We start from the raw sequence: 18,190 nt of genomic DNA on the forward strand, positions 1-18,190 counted from the left end.
CTTAAGTCTACAGTCTAGGCTTAAATGCCAAGGAGTATAGATTTATTTTAGGCACAAAAAAAGGCGCTAATATAGCGCCCTTTTTAAGTCTGTTTAGACCAACAAAAGTTTTACTTTTTCTTAAGACCAGCAAAACGTTTGTTGAATTTATCAACACGACCACCAGTATCAACGTTACGTTGCTTACCAGTATAGAAAGGGTGACAAGCTGAACATACGTCTAGGTTGATGTCTTTTTTCAAAGTAGAACGTACTTTGATAACATTACCGCAAGAACAGTTTGCAGTCATTTCTTGATAATCAGGATGGATATCTTGTTTCATGGGTCACCTTATTCGTCAGGCCGCATCGCTATTCAACCCGAAGTTGAACACCATACGAAAATTAATTAAAAAGTTTTGTGGTTCGGCTCTAAGAGCTTGCCGCAAAGTGGCGCGCATATTAATGTAACAGGCTTAGGCGATCAAGGCTTTTGTTGCTTTTATCGCCATAAATCACATTTTATTCTTAATTCATGCTTTAAGTGCATGGGGAGCTACCAGACAATTTAATGAGCATACTTCGCATTGCCCTGCCCGTACCTAAACGCCAGCTATTCGACTATTTATACGACGGCCCTGCTATTCAACCTGGAGTTAGGGTAGTGGTACCTTTTGGTCCACGTAAAGTCATAGGTATAGTGTGGGAAGTCAGCGAACACTCGGTTTGGGAAAAGGCCAAACTTAAAAAAGTTGAATCTATAGTTGATGAACAGCCAATATTTGACGCGGTTCTACTCAAGCTCTGTGCTTGGCTAGCCCAATATTACAAACATCCTATAGGGGATGTGGTGCAAACCGCCTTGCCTGTAGCACTAAGAAAGGGGCAATCTGCCGAGCCAAAGCCTATAGCCTATTGGGTTATCTCGCCTCAAGGAGAAGCTGTTGACCTAGCTAGTTTTAAGCGTGCTCCTAAACAACTTGCCTTACTAAAAGCCTTGGCTCAGCAACCTTTAAGCAAAACCCAAGTTAACTCGGAATTTGGTGCAGCTACAGTTAAAGCTTTAGTCAATAAAGGCTTAATTGAACAACTTGATAAAGCACCAGCTAACCAAACAGATTGGCATCAACAATTAAATATACAAAACAAACCGCAAGCCAATGTAGAACAAGCTCTGGCCATTAGTAGTATTGAAGCCAAGCTCGAACAATACAGTTGTTTTTTATTAGATGGCATTACCGGCAGTGGTAAAACCGAAGTGTATTTACAAGCCATAGAGACGGTTTTAAAGCAGGGCAAACAAGTGCTTATTTTGGTGCCCGAAATTGGTTTAACCCCGCAAACAGTTAACCGCTTTAAGCTACGCTTTGGCATTGATGTGGGGGTGTTACATTCAGCCCTAAACGACCACGAACGCTTACAGGTTTGGCAACAAAGTCGCGCTGGTCAGTTAGGCATTATCATAGGTACCCGTTCAGCCATTTTTAGCCCTATGTTAAAACCAGGCTTGTTGATAGTGGATGAAGAGCACGATTCATCGTACAAACAACAAGATGGACTGCGCTACCACGCACGTGACCTTGCCGCAGTACGCGCCCAACAAGAAAACATTCCATTGGTGTTAGGCTCGGCCACACCTGCCCTAGAGTCGGTGAACAATGCCGTGTCTGGCAAATATCAACAACTCAAATTATCGCAACGAGCGGGTAATGCTGCTGTGGCAAGCCAGCATGTGTTTGATATTCGCCAACAAAGCCTAAAATTTGGTTTAGCCCAAGGCATGTTAGATAGAATTAAAATGCACCTAGAGCAAGGTAGCCAAGTCATGCTTTTTATTAACAGACGAGGTTATGCACCGGCTTTAGTTTGTCATCAGTGTGGGCATGTAGAGCAATGTAAGCGCTGTGAAAAGCCCTACACTTTGCACAAACAATTGTACAAATTACAATGCCATTTTTGTAGCTCAGCCAAAGCCATTCCTAAATCTTGCCAGCAATGCCATGCGCAAGAACTTACCTCTATGGGAGTCGGCACTGAGCAACTTGAACAAGGATTAGCCGAGTATTTCCCTAACTACAGCAGCATTCGCATCGACAGTGACAGTGCCCGAGGCAAAAACAAGCTAAATAAAATGCTCGATAGCATTAACAATAACGAACACCAAATATTAATTGGCACTCAAATTTTATCTAAAGGCCATCATTTTCCTAATGTGACCCTGGTATTAATTTTAGATGTAGATGGCGCACTGTTTAGCGCAGATTTTCGAGCCGCAGAACATTTGGCACAATTAATTACCCAACTTGCTGGACGCGCAGGACGTGCCGAAAAACCCGGCGAAATGTGGTTACAAACTCATGATCCAGGTCACCCCTTGTTACAAGACCTAATTAACAATGGCTATGGGCATTTTGCTCAATATGCTCTGTTAGAAAGGCAATATGCTTCGTTGCCTCCTTTTAGCCATCAGGCGTTATTTAAAGCTCAATCTATCAGTGCTAAAAGTGCCCATGAGTTTTTACAGCAAGTAGCAGAGTTGTTTAACCACCAACAATGTGTCAGCCTGATTGGGCCTATCCCAGCACTCATGGAAAAACGCCAAGGACAGTTTCGCATGCAGTTAATTTTGCAAAGTAATCAGCGCAGTCGTTTGCAACATTTGCTGGCACAGCAGATTGCTCAAATCGAAGCATTACCTTTAGCTACTAAGGTGCGTTGGTCGTTAGATATTGATCCGCAAGATTTTAGTTGAGGAAAACTCTCACGCAGGTAAAATCAGCTGCCCTTGTTAAAAGCAGTTGACCGGACAATAACACCAATATGGCTCAAAAAGATTATGTGGCCCGAGGCCGCAGTAAAAAAACCGCCCCTCCTCCACCTAAACCTAAATTACCCTGGGTGCGTATTGTCATAACTTTGGCATTGCTAGCAGGCTTCGCTTATTTTTTATGGTCTATTAGTGGTCAGGCGAGCGACCCTGCAACCGATGAGCCCATAGTTAAATCCGAGGCAAGCACACAAAAGACCCCACAAAATCCTTTGCCAGAGATCCCAGAAGAAGAATGGGAATTCATCAAAACCTTGCCAGAATACACAGTAGAAATTGAGCAAAAACAACAAGATGCCCCCACTGTTAGGCGATTAATGCAGTGCGGTTCGTTTAGAACAGAAAACCAAGCCTTAGAGTTAAAAGCCAAAATAGCCTTCCAAGGCTTAGAAGCCCAAGTACGTTCAAGCCAAGGTTCGAGTGGGCTATGGTATCGGGTTATTTTAGGCCCGTACGACAGTATTCGCGTGGCAGAAAAAGATCGCCACACACTACAACGCGCCCGTATTAACGGTTGTAAAATTTGGAATTGGAACCTGTAACACAAACTAAAATACTGGTTTAACACAAGACTTTTGCTTGAAAAAGTCTTAATGCTCCCCACATATTATCCATCCAGCGGTGATTGTCTTTTTTATGAAGATAATCACCCACTACTAGCCCCGACAACTATGCTTATTTGTTAAATTAGTTGTCTTAGCAGATTGAAGGAATTTTCGTGACTACTATTGTATCTGTGCGCCGCAATAATCAAGTGGTAATAGCCGGTGATGGCCAAGTATCACTTGGCAATACGGTAATGAAAGGCAATGCCAAAAAAGTCAGACGCCTATACAACAACAAAGTATTGGCTGGCTTTGCAGGGGGCACCGCCGACGCCTTCACTTTATTTGAACGTTTTGAATCTAAACTTGAGATCCATCAAGGCAATTTAACTCGTGCCGCAGTAGAGCTAGCCAAAGACTGGCGTACAGACCGTATGCTACGCAAGCTTGAAGCGCTGTTAGCGGTAGCCGATGAAACCGCGTCATTTATTATTACTGGTAACGGCGACGTGGTGCAGCCAGAAAATGATCTAATTGCGATTGGATCTGGCGGTAACTTTGCACAAGCAGCAGCTATGGCACTGTTAGACAATACAGAGTTAACGGCCAAAGAAATTGCCGAAAAAAGCTTAACTATTGCGGCTGATATTTGTGTATTTAGTAACCACAATCAAACCATTGAAACTATCGATTATTAGTTCACCCAAGATACACCAAGCCAAATTGCTATTGCTTGGTTAATTGACCCAATTTAAAAGGTTTTTACTATGTCAGAAATGACCCCAAGAGAAATTGTCCACGAATTGGATAGACATATTATTGGCCAGCAAGACGCCAAACGCGCAGTATCTATTGCGTTACGAAATCGCTGGCGCAGAATGCAACTTGTGCCAGAGTTGCGCCAAGAAGTCACACCCAAAAATATTTTAATGATAGGCCCAACAGGTGTAGGTAAAACCGAAATTGCCCGCCGTTTAGCCAAACTTGCCAATGCACCTTTTATTAAGGTAGAGGCCACTAAATTTACCGAGGTGGGTTATGTGGGTAAAGAAGTGGAAACTATTATTCGTGACTTGGCCGACATCGCAGTAAAAATGACCAAAGAACAAGCCACTAATAAGGTTAAATTCCGCGCCGAAGAAGCCGCCGAAGAACGTATTTTAGATGCCTTGTTGCCGCCGCCAGAAAACGCCTTTGGTGAAAAAGAAGAACATCAAGACAAAGGTACAAGACAAGTTTTCCGTAAAAAATTACGTGAAGGCCAACTAGACGATAAAGAAATCGAGCTAGATGTTGCTGCCCCACAAGTAGGGGTAGAAATTATGGCACCTCCAGGTATGGAAGAAATGACCAACCAATTGCAGGGCATGTTTCAAAACTTATCTGGCAAAGAAAAGAAAAAGAAAAAGTTAAAAGTCAAAGAAGCCATGAAATTACTGACTGAAGAAGAAGCCAGTAAGTTGGTGAATCAAGAAGATCTCAAACAAACTGCCATAGAATCGTTAGAGCAAAACGGCATAGTCTTTATTGATGAAATTGATAAAATTTGTAAACGTGAAGGAACCACCAGCGGCGGTGATGTGTCTCGCGAAGGGGTACAACGCGATTTATTACCTTTAGTCGAAGGCTCAACGGTTTCTACTAAGCATGGCATGGTGAAAACCGATCATATTTTGTTTATTGCCTCGGGCGCGTTTCAGATGAGCAAACCTTCAGATCTAATTCCAGAACTACAAGGCCGCTTGCCCATACGCGTTGAATTAAATGCCTTAAGCGCTCACGACTTTGTACGCATTTTAACAGAGCCTAATGCCTCGTTAACCGAGCAATACATAGCTTTGTTAAACACTGAAGGGGTAACAGTTAAGTTTACCGATGATGGAATAGAACGCATAGCGCAAGCCGCATGGCAGGTAAACGAACGCACTGAAAACATTGGTGCAAGGCGTTTACATACTGTGATGGAAAAACTAATGGAAGAGATATCCTACGACGCTTCTGAGAAAAACGGCGAATCATTAACTGTAGATGCCAAATACGTTAACGATCATCTAGAAATGTTAGTAGATGACGAAGACCTAAGCCGCTTTATTCTTTAACACCAGCAAATGGTTACGCCCATACCAAAGCAATTTGTATGGGCACAATCTAAGTATCTACCAAGCTAAATACAAACACTGACTTAAAAAAGGGCGCTAAATGGCGCCCTTTTTATATCTCTGTTTTAACTAATAAATGTAAATATTCGTCATTGTATAGGGCTTAATTAAACTTTAAGACTCGGCTTATTCCTGTGCTTGATTAGCTCGACACCTAAAATTAATCAAATACACAATAAAGGCATCGGCACTTAAATGAATAACGGCTGCAATTAAAGGTCCCAAGCCAGTATCACTTGCCAACCTAGATAAAAATGGGTCTTGGTTTTTTGCAATATAAGAAAGCTGCTCTGTGGCCGCTTGAAGCAAACTGTACTCTTGATAAATGGCCGATAAATTTGTCACCACAAAAGCACTAAACAAACCAATAATGACTTTACGTTTAGTTTCGTTCCACACTGTTTTTGACGAAAAAACCCAGCCAATTAAAAACACACAAGCGGTGACATAAAAATTCCATAAAAAGCCAACTTGCTGCCTAATAGTTAAAATAGCTGTCACTAAGTCTGCTTCGTTCATCATTCTTCCTTGTTGGTTAAGCCAAGCACAATTAAAAAACCAAAACTAACCATACGCCTAAACAATTAAGTGTCAATTATTGGGCTAGCTTTGCAGTGAGTGAAAAAAATAATACCGCCCCCTCCTGTAACTAACATGGTTAACAAATATCTGAATTTTTGTTTAGCTGGCGCCAAGCTTAAAAATGTCAGCTTTCTTTACAGTTTGATAAATATATGATTTGTACTTTTATGTAGTTTATTGATTTAGTTAAAAATTAACGCACTGGAATGAATTTTGCTTGAATTAACTAATCAAACCAAATATATAGCTGTGCCTTATACATTTAGTCTTGGTTTTTAGGCGCACTTTGTTGTTATTAGGGGAAATCAATTGAAATTTAATTCAGTCTTTAAGTTAATTACTGTTACCGCCACGCTAAGTTTTAGCACACCTTTATTTGCCAACCTTGTTGGTCTAACTGGTGAAGGTTTAGGGTTTTCAACGGTGCAGCCTTCGGTAGCATTAACCCCCATTATTCGCGTAGCAGGTGATATTGAGCACCTTGGAGAAGTAAAATGGTTTGCCGGTGTTTACGCCCCTGCTGGGTTTGCTATTGCAGATGGTCAAGAGCAATCAATTGCAAGTAATGCAGAGTTATTTTCGAAGCTTGGTACCACTTATGGTGGTGATGGCCAAACCACTTTCGCTTTACCAAACTTGCAAGGTAGAAGTATTGTAGGAGTCAGCGACTCAATTGAACTTGGTCAGCAATTAGGCAGTGAAACCGTTAGCTTAGACCAAAGCAATCTTCCCTCACACAACCATACAACTGCTTCAGGCCCCACTACAGAAACCGGCGAAAATGCTGCCTATAACAATATGCAACCAGGGTTAGGGTTAAATGTTAGCATTCACACTCAAGGTCGTTATCCACACCCAACAAGTCCTTTCACTACCAACACTGTAGATGAACCCGTTATTGGTTTTGTTTCTATGCAAGCTTCAGACAATAACAATAGAGGTGGTGAAATGCCTGCAGACGGGACAACTTTGCCGATAGATCAAAACACAGCTTTATATTCTATTACGCTAGATAGCTTTGGTGGCGATGGTCGAACAAACTTTGAACTACCAGATATTCGTGATTCTATAGTGGTGGGCAGTGGGACTGGTACTGATTTAACCAATCGAGAGCTTGGCCAAACCAGTGGCAACAACCAAGAAATCTTATCTGAAAATGAAATGCCTAGCCACACTCATGAAAATCCCCCGAATGGCGAGACTGGGGCAACAGGTAGTGGCGTATTTGAAAATAATTTACAACAAGAAGTGACGCTTAATTATTTAATTGCTGTAGAAGGGAATTACCCTGCTACACCCGGTTCTTCATATAGTTCATTCTTGGGTGAAATAAGTTTATTTGCTGGCAATTATGCACCTCATGGATTTATGCAAGCACATGGTCAGTTATTAAATATTTCGGGCAATCACGCTTTATTTAGCCTTTTAGGTACAAACTTTGGTGGCGATGGGCGATACACTTTTGCTTTACCTGACCTAAGAGGTCGTACTGCAATTGGAGCTGGCTCAGGTACTGGACTAACTTCTTACTCTGTAGGGCAAAAAACTGGAACCGAATTGATTCAGTTAAATGTGAACAATTTACCGGCACATTCTCATCAGGTTCAAGTAGTAACAGCAAACCCCGTTTCTGCACCTAACGCACTTTGGTTAATGCTTATAGCAACAGCTGGACTAGTGCTGCTAAGTAGACGGGCTAACTAAATATATTTTAAGCGTCCAATAGGTGATTTAACTTTGGTTTAAAGCATGCCGCTTATATTAAGCGGCATTTTTATATGAGTGATAGCAACTAGGATTACCATAAATTTAGGCCCGCTTATTGAGACAAAAACAATTTAATTCTGTACTAAAGCCCAACCATTAAGAATAAAAATTACTTCACCCTTTAAGTTAAAAACTAAGATAAATTTGATTTTTGTTTAAATTTGCCGCTAAGTAGATTGTAATTAAAATTAAGGTGCATTAATAATTCCCTTAGTTTCAGCAATTTAAGTAGAGAATACCTATGAATATGCGCGCCAAACTTATCATTGCCTTCGCTTTAACCGTGATTTTGCCGGTTTTGGTCATTTCTATTATTAGTGTCACTCAGACACATTCGCGCTCAACCGAAAATTTTATCTATAAAACCCAACAAGAAATTCGCCAAATAGATAACGGCTTTCAATTGTTTTTCAAACAAGTAAAAAACAACGCTTTGTTTTTGTCGAACAATAAATTAGTCAAACAAATGCCAGCCAACACGCAAAATTACCTTGGCCCCGAAAAAATGATCGACCCACATAATGATTCGCCAGCTGAAGGGGCAATATTCGATTTATACACTGAGTTTGGTAAAGCTCACGAAGAGCTGCTGTATGTGTATATGGGCACCGAAAATGGCGGCTTTATTCAATACCCAGCCGAACCATTAGGCGGCTATGATCCTCGCGAACGCCCATGGTACAAACTTGCTAAAAACAATCCCAATAGCCCAATGATAACCAGTGCTTATCAAGGGGTAACAGGCGGCCCTATGGTGTCGGCAGTATCTGTGATAAAAAACCATGCAGACCAACTTATTGGCGTACAGTCAATGGACGTGACCTTAACCACACTCACTAACATTTTATCTGGCATTCGTTTAGGTAAAACTGGGTATTTAATGCTCATAGACGAAACCAATACAATTTTGGCCGATGCCAAAAACAGCAAAAATAACTTTAAAAAAGTTAATCAACTTGCATCACCTTTATTTGCAGAATTAGCCAAACACCAGCAAGACACTAACTTTCATACCAACCATCAAGGCCGAGAAATTGTGGTTACCACCTACACCTCAAAAGAGTTAGGCTGGCGTTTTGTAGGCATTATTGATAAAAGCGAAATATTGGCCCCTGTATACAACATGGCCGTCACTATTATTATTATTGCCTTATTAATGATGGCAATATTTGTGGCGGTAAGTATTTTATTAGCTAATCGTATAGTGTTGCCCATCAGTAAAGTGGCCGATGGATTAAGAGACATAGCCAAAGGCAAAGGCGACTTAACTCGCCGTTTAGACGTAACAGGCAAAGACGAAATAAGCCAATTGGCTCAATGGTTTAATCAGTTTTTAGATTCGATTGAACACTTAGTGGTAGATATTAAAACCCGGGCCATCACCTTAAACGAATCGGCTTCGTACTCTAGTCAACTTATTGGTGAAATTAAATCTGCCAGTCATAAACAAGAAGTTTCCATAACCAAAGCCAGTGACATAACCGGCAAATTAACACTTACCTCTAAAGATGTGACTGAAGATTGCCAATCTACTTTAGACTCTGTGTTAGTAACAGATGACCACACTGAACAGGGTAATCAAATCATTAGCACCACGGTAAACGAAGTAACCGAGCTTAGCCAAAGTTTGACCGAGTCGGCAAAAGACATGCATTTGCTCGAACAAGAAAGTGAAAATATCACCAAAATTCTTGATGTGATAAGAGCGATTGCCGAACAAACTAATTTGTTGGCATTAAATGCCGCAATAGAAGCAGCCAGAGCGGGTGAACAAGGCCGTGGATTTGCCGTGGTTGCAGATGAAGTAAGAAGCTTAGCGCAAAGATCTCGCGAGTCTACCGAAGAAATCGATAGTGTGCTTAATAACCTGATTCAACAAAACCGTCAGGTATCACAAAAAATGCATGCCTGTGCTGAGCGCTCTAAACAAACTCTTGAACAAACCGAACGCGCCCATTTGTCTTTTGACCAAATACGCATGTCGATAGAACAAATTAAAGCCAAAGTAGCCCATATAGCCGCTGCAGCCGATCAACAAAATAGCTCTGCCGATGAGCTAAATAGTAATATTTCGGGTATTAACGATTCGGCAAAAGGCATTGCCTCCTCTTCTGATTCATTAGCAGCAGGCTCAGATGATTTATTGATTTTATCAGCCGAACTGAATGACTTAGTCGGCCGCTTTAAAGTAGATAAAAATATTAGCTAAAAGCTTGGGATAGGACACAGTTTAAATTAGCTTAAGCGGCTCACATATGAGCTTACAGTTTCGATTAATAGGTTTGGGGTTCATCTGGTAGGCAGCTAAAAATGAGAAGAGGTCAAACGCCTTGGCTAAGGCGTATGATAAGTTCACTAAGAAAGCGGTCGTTGCCCCCTCCCGTTTATCCCCCGTCATTCCTTCGGAGGAAGGAATCTCCTGCAACATCTGTGAAGTCAAAAATGTATGTTATTTCCAGAGTTAAAATGGATTAAAGCTCACACCTATCATACTGATTTACAGAACTTAAATTGCCTGTACGGTAATTATTAGTGGGTTCCCTCCTCCGAGGGAATGACGTGTAATATCTTCAATATCTGCGCCATCGGCGAGATGTAATATCTTAGATATCCTCACCGTCAGCTATCTGCTAGCTAGAACCATTATTTAAACAATCAGGAGATGCCCCTAAAAACACCTAGCCGAGATTCCCAATCGAGCTGGGAATGACGGTTGACCTCACTGCACATTTGCGATTGTCAGATTTGATTAAATTCTGTTGTTCGAGTTAAGACTTATTCAGCTCAAGCGTTCTAACTGGCCCTTACGCTTTACTATGTTTTTGTAATCCCACTGAATATTACGTGACTCGGCTAACCACTGGCCTAGTTGCTCAATGTTGACCTGTTCAATTGAGGTATACCTAAGCTCTGCCGCTTTAAAACGTCCGGTTTTTTCTAACCCTGGCGTTAAAAAAGACTGGCCGCTCCAAAACAGTATTCGCACACAGTTTTTAAGTTTTCCATAACCCACAATGGGGTTGCCGGCAATAAACCACACTGGGTGGGCATGCCAAAATTTACTTTCTGCCTCTGGCAAATGGGTTTCTATGGTTTGAGCAAGTAAATCACAAATTTTGCGCTCAAGCTCGGCTTGCTTTTGGTTATAGGCTTTTGAGTCACTGTGCATATGTTATTTATCCTTAAGTGTTCAAAACCTTTGACCATACTGCCGACCAACGCTGCGTTTTTTCTGTGGGCGATAAGGTTTTAGGGCTTACTTCTACTGCGGGAAGCAAGTTGTGTTGGCTTAAAAAAAGTTGCTGAGACAAAGCCCCTCTTACCTCATGAGCATTTTGATAGGTTACCCCTATTATGTCTTTGCAACCTTTACACTGCCAAAAAATTGCTTGGTTTGAGCCTTGCTTGAGTTGCTCCATCTTGGCTTTGGGGCCAAAAGAAAAGCTGCCATTTGCATCAGATAAGTAAGCCAGTTTAAGCGGCAAGCAAAAACTACAATCGCAGGCTCGAGCCTGGTAGTTTTCAATATCTGTAGGGAAAAAAGCCGCGACTTCTATCTGTTTACAGCTGCAATACAGCTTATAGTTCATAGGTTTATTCCTAAGCAGCCAAAGGTTAAATTAACAGCCAAGACTTACACCCAAACATCATCTTGAGCAAGTAGCTGACTATGGGTGTCGCCAGTGTTCACTACCCCTTTGGGCTCTATAATCATGATTTGGCATTCTTTTTCAGCCACAGGTTTATGTTCTACTCCTTTTGGCACCACAAACATTTCACCACTAGTTAAACTCACTAGTCCGTCACGAAACTCAATAGTTAAGTTACCCTCAAGCACAATAAAAACTTCGTCTGTATCTGGGTGGTTGTGCCAAACAAACTCACCTGCCACTTTAACTAGTTTAAATTGATAGTTGTTCATTTCAGCCACAACTTTAGGTGACCAGTGGTCGCTAAATTTAGACAACTTTTGTTTAAGGTTAATGGGGCTATGTGTCATTTTATATTTGCACCTTATGGCAATAAATACTTGCTCTAAGACATACTCTATCTAAAGGCTGAGTTGACTAAGTACAGGTAATTTTGTGCAGAGTGACATTCACTCTTATGTCGTTAAACATAGGATCTTCAATGTGATTTAAAAGCAGCCGATATTCCGCATTTTGGTATTTAATGATCTCTGTTCTACCCGCTCGCATGGTAAATGTTTTGATCACATCTCCTGTATTGGTTCGAACCGACAGGTCTGCTTCGGTTAGACTTAATGCCAGTATATGCAGCCTTAGTTCACCCTGAATAGATATCCACTTATTTACCTCACCTATAAAGTTTGTAAATACGATTTGAATATCACCGGTACAAGGCGTTAACTCATTATTAGTGGTATTGGCTAATGGCTGATCTAATTCGGCTTCAGCCAATTGCGCTTTTGTGTCTGGCTCAAAATTAGTGATATCAGCATTTTTACAAGAAAACAAAAAGTACTTATCTCCTCCTAGGCTAACATCATAATTTCCATTACAAGGCGGGGTAATTAACACAAACCACAGAGTTAAAATGATCACTGACAATGCGATGGCCCAAGCTATATATTTCATTGCATATTCTCCCTTTTTTAACTCTTTGCATTTAGGCTATGTTTTTGTCGAACTTATTGTGGGTGTTCAATTAAATTTAAAACTGCTTCAGAACGCTCTATTGCGCCTTCTAAGATCTCTAAACCCCGGTCTTTTATCCAATAATGCAGTGCAGCATGGCGGATCAATAAATCTTTATTGTCGCGAACTTGTTGTGCCAATTCTGCAGTTGAACGCTGAGAAAAAAGCTCAGAAGTACGCGAGTCAAACCTTAGTGCGTCAAAGTTCATATACAATACGTCTTCAGCCTGCAATATCCATTCGATGTTTGACGTAATAACCTGAGTGCCATGTTCGTAATAGGCATGCAATTCAACTAAAGCCTCTCTAAGCTTTTTATTTTGAATTATGTCGAGATTACCCGTTGATTTAAGCTCGTCGAAAGTCGATTGGCTAGGTCTAAACTTTGCAAAAAACACCCCACCCGATAGGTAATCTCTCGTGTGGCCAACCAGCTCAATATCTGTTGCAGACTGACTATCTATCGAAGCAATGAATTGGCTAAGCAAAGCACGCGTTTCTTTAGAAAAATTAGCTTCAGTGTCAAAGGTTTTAATATTCGAGCGCAATTCATCAGCAACACGCGCAAGGTAAGAGGTTTCGAGTGATTGCACACGTAAAGCATCGTTCCAATTTGAAACCTGAATACCTATGTAAACTCCAATCACAACTATGACAAAATCAATACCAACCGCAAACCAATTTTGCGCTTTAACGTGCTGGGTAAGACGGCGTAATAACATTGCTTTAAAGTCCAATTTATTCACGTTCAACCAACAGAACGCGAAATTAAAGTCGCTAAGAGTCTAGCCTTTAATTGCCAATTTGCATGCTTAAACCAGCTATCAATCAGATTGGCTGTTATTAAACCCTGCAATAAAAAACTCTACTTTTCCACAAGACTTGCAGGCGTACATGTTTAAGTCTTGTTTATTCACAAAAAACTCACCTAGTTCGCCTAACACGCCCCAACGTGTTCCTTCGTGAAAGTTTTTAGTACCAATAAAAGTGAGGGCAGATTGACATCGAATACACTCATGCACTGAATTTTTAGGCGATGGCTCTGGCTCTGATGCGCCTTTTACACAATTGCAATGCCAACATATCTCAAACGCATCATCGTCAATGGTTGTTTGACAGTTTTGACATTTCCACGACATAGCTTCTCTCCTTGATTGTTTTTTATAAGCTTGTTAGCTCTTTATTATTTTTACCTACAGGCGCTGTCAAAACAGCCTAGCTAAATTTACTTTTAGCAATATAAAAACATGGCAATGGCAAAAAACTAATAAAAACCAACAACCCCACAAAAACTAGGTAGCCAATAATTTGCAAATAAAGAAAAATAGCGCACAGCAAAATAAGCAAACCGGTAATGCTGATGCTGTTACCTATAAACTGGCAAAAGCCATTGGGATCTTTGAGTTTTGAGTGGTCTACGCCGTTTATCCAATGCAGTTTGTTTTTAACTGAAATAATCAGGCCAAAAATAAGCAACGGCAAAGCGCCGGTAAACACAGTAGCAATAAACACAATTTGCAATTCGTTCATGTAAAAACCTGATAAGGGCCTAACCCTTTGCTAATAGGCAAAAGCAAAGCTGGTTAGCAGCCAAATTAGTAAAAAGTTAGATGAATTACTCTGTAGAACTGTATTTGGAAAATGGCAACCATTGTTTATACACACCTACTACAGACACAATAGCAGCCAATAAAATTGACAATAAAGCCGCATCCTTGTTTTCGATAATAGTGTTGCCAGAAAGCCCACCTATTAGCCCCAATACAAAACCAAAGGTTAGTGACAACACCACAAACCAAATTAAAACCTTAATGGCATTATTCATTTATATTCTCCTTAATATTATGAGTAGGCGATTAATCTAACGCCATATGAATTAAAGGAAAGGGATTCCCTGTCCATCTAAAGGCGACCGTCCTACGGGCTTAAATCCGCATTTTTCATAAAAGCCAATTGCACTTGGGTTTTGTTCATTAACATCAACTTTAACAGCAGATTGATTAGCCACCGCATGCTGAATAAGCAACTTTCCAATACCTAGGCCACGCAATTCTGGCTCAATAAAAAGCATTTCAATGTTGCCGCCAGAAACACCAATAAATCCAACAATACTATTGTTTGGCTTTTTCGCAACGCTTAAATCCACAGCGTCAAAGTAGTGTTCTAAAATCAAAGGTTTGAGCTCGTTAATATTTTCTTCGGGCAGAAAGTTATGGGTAGCCCTAACAGAACGTTCCCATATTTCTATTAATACCGAATAGTCATTTTTTGAAGCTTTGCTGATTTTCACATTCAGTCCAATACTCTAATTTTAAATTCATTTAGTTTGAGGGGCATCTAGCACACCGATAGCCAGCTTTACTGGAAAACCTTAATGATTTAATTAGGTATTAATAAGCCACTTTAGCTTTATTTTTGAGTTTATCTTTAAATACGGGGTAAAGGTTATAGGTTGGATAAAACTCAACAGTAAATGCTTTCCATGCTGTTTTTTCTACAGCTAGATTAACTTCACGCAACTTATTAGCCGGAACTTCCAAAGTAACCACTTGCCCAATTCCCATCATTACGTACCAACTTACAACTTTCACGCCTTTAGGAGGGAAAGTTTCAAAAAATTTTTGTTCTTCTAAAATCGTCTGAAATTCTTGAAAATTATTACTTTGGTTGTGCTTCAAAAAAAACCGTCAGCAAAATTGAATTATCAGGTTGAGTATTGGGGTTTGGTTCAGCTAAAGCTGAAATGCAAACTACAGACAAAACCAATAATATAGATAACTTGTACATGGAATACTCCTTTTTTATGGTTAACGCTATTCGAATTGGCAGATTACAATTTGCTTAATTTGTCGTATGCATAGCAAGCAGTTACTTTTATATTTAGGGCTGCTTGTTAGGTTAGGGTTAAAACTTGATATGCGAACTTACACACCATAACCCACAGCACAATACTCGACATAAAATAACTAACAAAGCGCCCCAAAACATGATTTAAAACACAATGTATTAAGCTATGAACAAAACGCAGCATAACGTAAGCCCAAGCTAGATAAACAGTAGGCATATCTACTTTATCTGATATTACAAATAAAATAGAAACCACATAAAAAATGACAGGCATTTCAAATAAATTTTTTAAATTATTAGATGGCTGATTAACTGCCTCTGGTAATAACAAATTACACTTTTCTGGGGTTGCTAGCTTTTGCGAATGAATTTTATTTTTAATTGAATAACCAATTCGCAAATAATACATGTAGCACCACACACACATGGTCAACAACATCATTACAACAACTGGTTGAATTAATAATTTCGACATGAATCTCCTTAGTCTCGCTTGAATAATGTGTACGATAGTTTGGCAATTTTTTTAGGCTTTATGCAATAAAAATCACCAAACCTATTCAAATCACCATTAATTGACTTGGTAGTTGCCCTTGAACAATCTTTGTGCACAGATGCAATCACAAGGTGTGATATATGTAGAGAATTAGATGGGTATTTGACTGAGCAAAGAGGGACAAATGGCGTATGTTTTTTAGCGTGTTTAGTGAAGGCCGCTATTTGGCTGTAACAAAGTTTAATAAAGTTGTTATGCGTTGGGTTTATCCCAAATGTTTTTCCCTGTTTTTAACTTGTAAACAAGATGAATACCAGAGAGTAAGGTGACTAAACCACAAAAAGCCCAAAAATAATCGCCTGTCCGAATCCCTTCGATTAAACCCAATATTCCAATGATAAAAATAAATATTCGACCCAACATTCTAAATCTCCACATTCTATTTTTTATACTGAGTAAAATTCCACATTTTGTTTTTGTTAGGCATCGTCCCATGTCCTCATATCATAGAGGTAAGAATTTAACTCTGAATTAGCAAGCAATGAATCAACAGTTTTAACGAAACCAGGATCAAATGCCTGCCTACCAATTACAACCCACCATTTTCTGGCTCGTTCTGTTCCAAGATGGATTGCAATCACACCGTGATACGCTTTATAAGCTCTTTCATCTAAAACGCCTTCTTGAAATTGAAACCATTCCCATTCTCTCTGACGTAAAAAAGCGATAAGAAAGAGACCTAATTTAGCTTGCTCATCTGCTGTAAGAGGCCCTTCTCTGACACTTGCATAGGTAATAGCAGGATCCGAAAGTTGCATATAAAGTTCTTGATCTTGCTGCTCGATCATCCTTTGCCGTACTTGGAGTTTTGCAAAAATGTTACCTTGACGAACCTGTGCAGCAAGGTAGAGGAGAGTAATGATTACCACAATTACACCAACTATTTGAGATATTGTGCTTATTGCTTCCCAATTCATCGAAAATTCCTATTAATGCCTAGCGCTCGCCTAACACTCAATGTTTTGGCGTGGCTTTTTGAGTTGATTGCCAAATCTATGACAACTAATTATTGTAGTAGTTAAGGCGTATGTTAGGAATTTCTCAATACTTCCTTTGAACTTGAGATAATGCTATCCAATTTTAGTGGTGTGTCTTTATACTGCTCCGACTTCCACAATCTTTCGTCTGACCAGCAATCTGCTTTAATCATGCATCGATCACCTAAATTTTGGTCAATATAATAAATCTTACTTCCAGCATTCATCCATAGGCCACAAATATGCATATCCATTTCATTAGATTTTCTCTCAGGATTCTGTTCGATAATCTTAAGATAAGCTCTGGTTTCTGTTGCAGCCTCTAAAATCAATTTGACAGCTTCCATCGTTTCATTACGACGATCCTTGCGAATAGAAAGCAATTCTTTAAGCAATTCTAGAGTGGCATTTAATCCTTTTATTATATTATCGACCATCAGTTAACCCTTTCAATTATTCCTAACGCCATTTTAAGTGACGAAATGAATGTTGGCTAAAATAAGTGACGCAGGAGCAAAAGCCAATTGTTATGTGTCCTGCTTTAACGACTTGTTATGTTTCGCACACTATAATTTTGGCGTGTAACTTTTTGGAATCTGGCTAAAAACTAATTGAGGGTTAAACTCCAACCACTCATCTTTTAAAGGTATTTCTATTCTATTGTCATCATCCGATTGAAACAATTGATCTTGACCCACTCCAGTAACAAAGGAAATAGTTGCAGGTTCAGAAAAGCTAAATTCGATCTCATCCAAGCTTGGAACAAACCAAGACATATTTCCTGCCATAATACTTATGAAATGATTTAAATCTTTCAGAACTGAGAACAACTCTCTATAGCTAACTTTTGGTTCTTTTATTGGAACAACATCGGTATAGAGGGATATTCCAGCGTCATCTTCTGATTGATTTATATTCAACATTACATTTTCTGCTTTCTCCTGGTTTAAAATAGGGAACGAAATATTACCAGCACTATCAAGTTTACCCTCTGCGATTTTCTTACCATCAAGAGTCAGCCATAATTCAATGTCTTCATAGGTTAAACTAGAGTTCTTGATCTCTACCTTAAATATACTAACAAAGTACTTTGAGTTAACTTTGTTAGTAACAAGGTCCAATACCTGATTGAACTCTTTGTATTCTAGGCGTCGCTCTTTAGAAAAAGTGTTTGTTGAAAAACACAAAATAAATAAACCAAGTAAAAGTAATGTTTTTCTCATTATCAATCTCCATATTAAGGCTTATTAAAGGCAACGCCTTTTAGCATAAGTTCCACACTTCGATTGGTTG

General features: G+C 39.7%; 21 protein-coding genes and 1 pseudogene. 6 read left to right on the forward strand and 16 right to left on the reverse strand.

The window, feature by feature from the left end; all coding sequences use genetic code 11:
• Positions 1-110: 110 nt before the first annotated feature.
• Positions 111-323, reverse strand: a complete 213-nt coding sequence (gene rpmE, locus ACVCDT_RS02330) for a 50S ribosomal protein L31 (RefSeq protein ID WP_447131130.1) — start codon at positions 321-323, stop codon at positions 111-113.
• 227 nt (positions 324-550) lie between these two features.
• Between rpmE and priA the strand changes: the two genes are divergently transcribed.
• From priA to hslU, 4 genes are all read left to right on the forward strand, one after another.
• Positions 551-2,731 (forward strand): primosomal protein N', encoded by a 2,181-nt coding sequence (gene priA, locus ACVCDT_RS02335; RefSeq protein ID WP_447131131.1) that lies wholly within the window; start codon positions 551-553, stop codon positions 2,729-2,731.
• Positions 2,732-2,799: 68 nt separating this feature from the next.
• Positions 2,800-3,348 (forward strand): SPOR domain-containing protein, encoded by a 549-nt coding sequence (locus ACVCDT_RS02340; protein ID WP_447131132.1) that lies wholly within the window; start codon positions 2,800-2,802, stop codon positions 3,346-3,348.
• A 176-nt stretch (positions 3,349-3,524) separates the two neighbouring features.
• The gene (hslV, locus tag ACVCDT_RS02345) at positions 3,525-4,049 is read left to right on the forward strand and encodes an ATP-dependent protease subunit HslV (protein ID WP_447131133.1); all 525 of its coding nucleotides are present in this window, start codon (positions 3,525-3,527) and stop codon (positions 4,047-4,049) included.
• Between the two features lie 69 nt (positions 4,050-4,118).
• Positions 4,119-5,450 carry an ATP-dependent protease ATPase subunit HslU gene (gene hslU, locus ACVCDT_RS02350; protein WP_447131134.1) on the forward strand — a complete coding sequence of 444 codons (1,332 nt, stop codon included), beginning with the start codon at positions 4,119-4,121 and terminating at the stop codon, positions 5,448-5,450.
• 186 nt (positions 5,451-5,636) lie between these two features.
• Here hslU and ACVCDT_RS02355 read toward each other — a convergent pair whose 3' ends face one another.
• Positions 5,637-6,029: a hypothetical protein gene (locus tag ACVCDT_RS02355; protein ID WP_447131135.1), complete on the reverse strand. Its 393-nt coding sequence runs from the start codon at positions 6,027-6,029 to the stop codon at positions 5,637-5,639.
• 372 nt (positions 6,030-6,401) lie between these two features.
• On the opposite strand from ACVCDT_RS02355, the gene ACVCDT_RS02360 reads away from it, so the two are divergent.
• Positions 6,402-7,796: a phage tail protein gene (locus ACVCDT_RS02360; RefSeq protein ID WP_447131136.1), complete on the forward strand. Its 1,395-nt coding sequence runs from the start codon at positions 6,402-6,404 to the stop codon at positions 7,794-7,796.
• A gap of 304 nt (positions 7,797-8,100) precedes the next feature.
• On the forward strand, positions 8,101-10,068 hold the full coding sequence (locus ACVCDT_RS02365) for a methyl-accepting chemotaxis protein (protein ID WP_447131137.1): 1,968 nt from the start codon (positions 8,101-8,103) through the stop codon (positions 10,066-10,068).
• Between the two features lie 570 nt (positions 10,069-10,638).
• Here ACVCDT_RS02365 and ACVCDT_RS02370 read toward each other — a convergent pair.
• From ACVCDT_RS02370 to ACVCDT_RS02435, 14 genes and pseudogenes are all read right to left on the reverse strand, one after another.
• The gene (locus tag ACVCDT_RS02370; RefSeq protein ID WP_447131138.1) at positions 10,639-11,028 is read right to left on the reverse strand and encodes a DUF1801 domain-containing protein; all 390 of its coding nucleotides are present in this window, start codon (positions 11,026-11,028) and stop codon (positions 10,639-10,641) included.
• A gap of 13 nt (positions 11,029-11,041) precedes the next feature.
• Positions 11,042-11,449 carry a hypothetical protein gene (locus tag ACVCDT_RS02375; protein ID WP_447131139.1) on the reverse strand — a complete coding sequence of 136 codons (408 nt, stop codon included), beginning with the start codon at positions 11,447-11,449 and terminating at the stop codon, positions 11,042-11,044.
• 44 nt (positions 11,450-11,493) lie between these two features.
• Positions 11,494-11,859 (reverse strand): cupin domain-containing protein, encoded by a 366-nt coding sequence (locus tag ACVCDT_RS02380; protein WP_447131140.1) that lies wholly within the window; start codon positions 11,857-11,859, stop codon positions 11,494-11,496.
• Between the two features lie 67 nt (positions 11,860-11,926).
• Positions 11,927-12,457, reverse strand: a complete 531-nt coding sequence (locus ACVCDT_RS02385; RefSeq protein WP_447131141.1) for a hypothetical protein — start codon at positions 12,455-12,457, stop codon at positions 11,927-11,929.
• Positions 12,458-12,510: 53 nt separating this feature from the next.
• On the reverse strand, positions 12,511-13,263 hold the full coding sequence (locus ACVCDT_RS02390; RefSeq protein WP_447131142.1) for a hypothetical protein: 753 nt from the start codon (positions 13,261-13,263) through the stop codon (positions 12,511-12,513).
• Between the two features lie 78 nt (positions 13,264-13,341).
• Positions 13,342-13,656, reverse strand: a complete 315-nt coding sequence (locus ACVCDT_RS02395; RefSeq protein WP_447131143.1) for a hypothetical protein — start codon at positions 13,654-13,656, stop codon at positions 13,342-13,344.
• 76 nt (positions 13,657-13,732) lie between these two features.
• Positions 13,733-14,047 (reverse strand): hypothetical protein, encoded by a 315-nt coding sequence (locus ACVCDT_RS02400; protein ID WP_447131144.1) that lies wholly within the window; start codon positions 14,045-14,047, stop codon positions 13,733-13,735.
• 85 nt (positions 14,048-14,132) lie between these two features.
• Positions 14,133-14,342: a hypothetical protein gene (locus tag ACVCDT_RS02405; protein ID WP_447131145.1), complete on the reverse strand. Its 210-nt coding sequence runs from the start codon at positions 14,340-14,342 to the stop codon at positions 14,133-14,135.
• Positions 14,343-14,373: 31 nt separating this feature from the next.
• Positions 14,374-14,807 (reverse strand): annotated as a pseudogene (locus ACVCDT_RS02410) (acetyltransferase).
• A gap of 100 nt (positions 14,808-14,907) precedes the next feature.
• Positions 14,908-15,195, reverse strand: a complete 288-nt coding sequence (locus tag ACVCDT_RS02415; protein WP_447131146.1) for a hypothetical protein — start codon at positions 15,193-15,195, stop codon at positions 14,908-14,910.
• 215 nt (positions 15,196-15,410) lie between these two features.
• Positions 15,411-15,839 carry an MAPEG family protein gene (locus ACVCDT_RS02420; protein WP_447131147.1) on the reverse strand — a complete coding sequence of 143 codons (429 nt, stop codon included), beginning with the start codon at positions 15,837-15,839 and terminating at the stop codon, positions 15,411-15,413.
• Between the two features lie 500 nt (positions 15,840-16,339).
• Complete coding sequence (locus tag ACVCDT_RS02425) at positions 16,340-16,837, reverse strand: hypothetical protein (protein WP_447131148.1); 498 nt, start codon at positions 16,835-16,837, stop codon at positions 16,340-16,342.
• A gap of 113 nt (positions 16,838-16,950) precedes the next feature.
• Entirely contained in the window at positions 16,951-17,334 is a 384-nt protein-coding gene (locus tag ACVCDT_RS02430) for a hypothetical protein (RefSeq protein WP_447131149.1), read from the reverse strand.
• Positions 17,335-17,463: 129 nt separating this feature from the next.
• Positions 17,464-18,120 carry a DUF2987 domain-containing protein gene (locus tag ACVCDT_RS02435; RefSeq protein WP_447131150.1) on the reverse strand — a complete coding sequence of 219 codons (657 nt, stop codon included), beginning with the start codon at positions 18,118-18,120 and terminating at the stop codon, positions 17,464-17,466.
• Between the last annotated feature and the right edge of the window lie 70 nt (positions 18,121-18,190).

The organism is Paraglaciecola aestuariivivens (assembly GCF_052983255.1).

Bases quoted from the DNA above. Each gene is read 5' to 3' on its own strand.
- rpmE (WP_447131130.1), bottom strand. From the start codon at position 323: ATGAAACAAGATATCCATCCTGATTATCAAGAAATGACTGCAAACTGT.
- priA (WP_447131131.1), top strand. From the start codon at position 551: ATGAGCATACTTCGCATTGCCCTGCCCGTACCTAAACGCCAGCTATTC.
- ACVCDT_RS02340 (WP_447131132.1), top strand. From the start codon at position 2,800: ATGGCTCAAAAAGATTATGTGGCCCGAGGCCGCAGTAAAAAAACCGCC.
- hslU (WP_447131134.1), top strand. From the start codon at position 4,119: ATGTCAGAAATGACCCCAAGAGAAATTGTCCACGAATTGGATAGACAT.
- ACVCDT_RS02355 (WP_447131135.1), bottom strand. From the start codon at position 6,029: ATGAACGAAGCAGACTTAGTGACAGCTATTTTAACTATTAGGCAGCAA.
- ACVCDT_RS02365 (WP_447131137.1), top strand. From the start codon at position 8,101: ATGAATATGCGCGCCAAACTTATCATTGCCTTCGCTTTAACCGTGATT.
- ACVCDT_RS02370 (WP_447131138.1), bottom strand. From the start codon at position 11,028: ATGCACAGTGACTCAAAAGCCTATAACCAAAAGCAAGCCGAGCTTGAG.
- ACVCDT_RS02375 (WP_447131139.1), bottom strand. From the start codon at position 11,449: ATGAACTATAAGCTGTATTGCAGCTGTAAACAGATAGAAGTCGCGGCT.
- ACVCDT_RS02380 (WP_447131140.1), bottom strand. From the start codon at position 11,859: ATGACACATAGCCCCATTAACCTTAAACAAAAGTTGTCTAAATTTAGC.
- ACVCDT_RS02385 (WP_447131141.1), bottom strand. From the start codon at position 12,457: ATGAAATATATAGCTTGGGCCATCGCATTGTCAGTGATCATTTTAACT.
- ACVCDT_RS02395 (WP_447131143.1), bottom strand. From the start codon at position 13,656: ATGTCGTGGAAATGTCAAAACTGTCAAACAACCATTGACGATGATGCG.
- ACVCDT_RS02400 (WP_447131144.1), bottom strand. From the start codon at position 14,047: ATGAACGAATTGCAAATTGTGTTTATTGCTACTGTGTTTACCGGCGCT.
- ACVCDT_RS02405 (WP_447131145.1), bottom strand. From the start codon at position 14,342: ATGAATAATGCCATTAAGGTTTTAATTTGGTTTGTGGTGTTGTCACTA.
- ACVCDT_RS02420 (WP_447131147.1), bottom strand. From the start codon at position 15,839: ATGTCGAAATTATTAATTCAACCAGTTGTTGTAATGATGTTGTTGACC.
- ACVCDT_RS02425 (WP_447131148.1), bottom strand. From the start codon at position 16,837: ATGAATTGGGAAGCAATAAGCACAATATCTCAAATAGTTGGTGTAATT.
- ACVCDT_RS02430 (WP_447131149.1), bottom strand. From the start codon at position 17,334: ATGGTCGATAATATAATAAAAGGATTAAATGCCACTCTAGAATTGCTT.
- ACVCDT_RS02435 (WP_447131150.1), bottom strand. From the start codon at position 18,120: ATGAGAAAAACATTACTTTTACTTGGTTTATTTATTTTGTGTTTTTCA.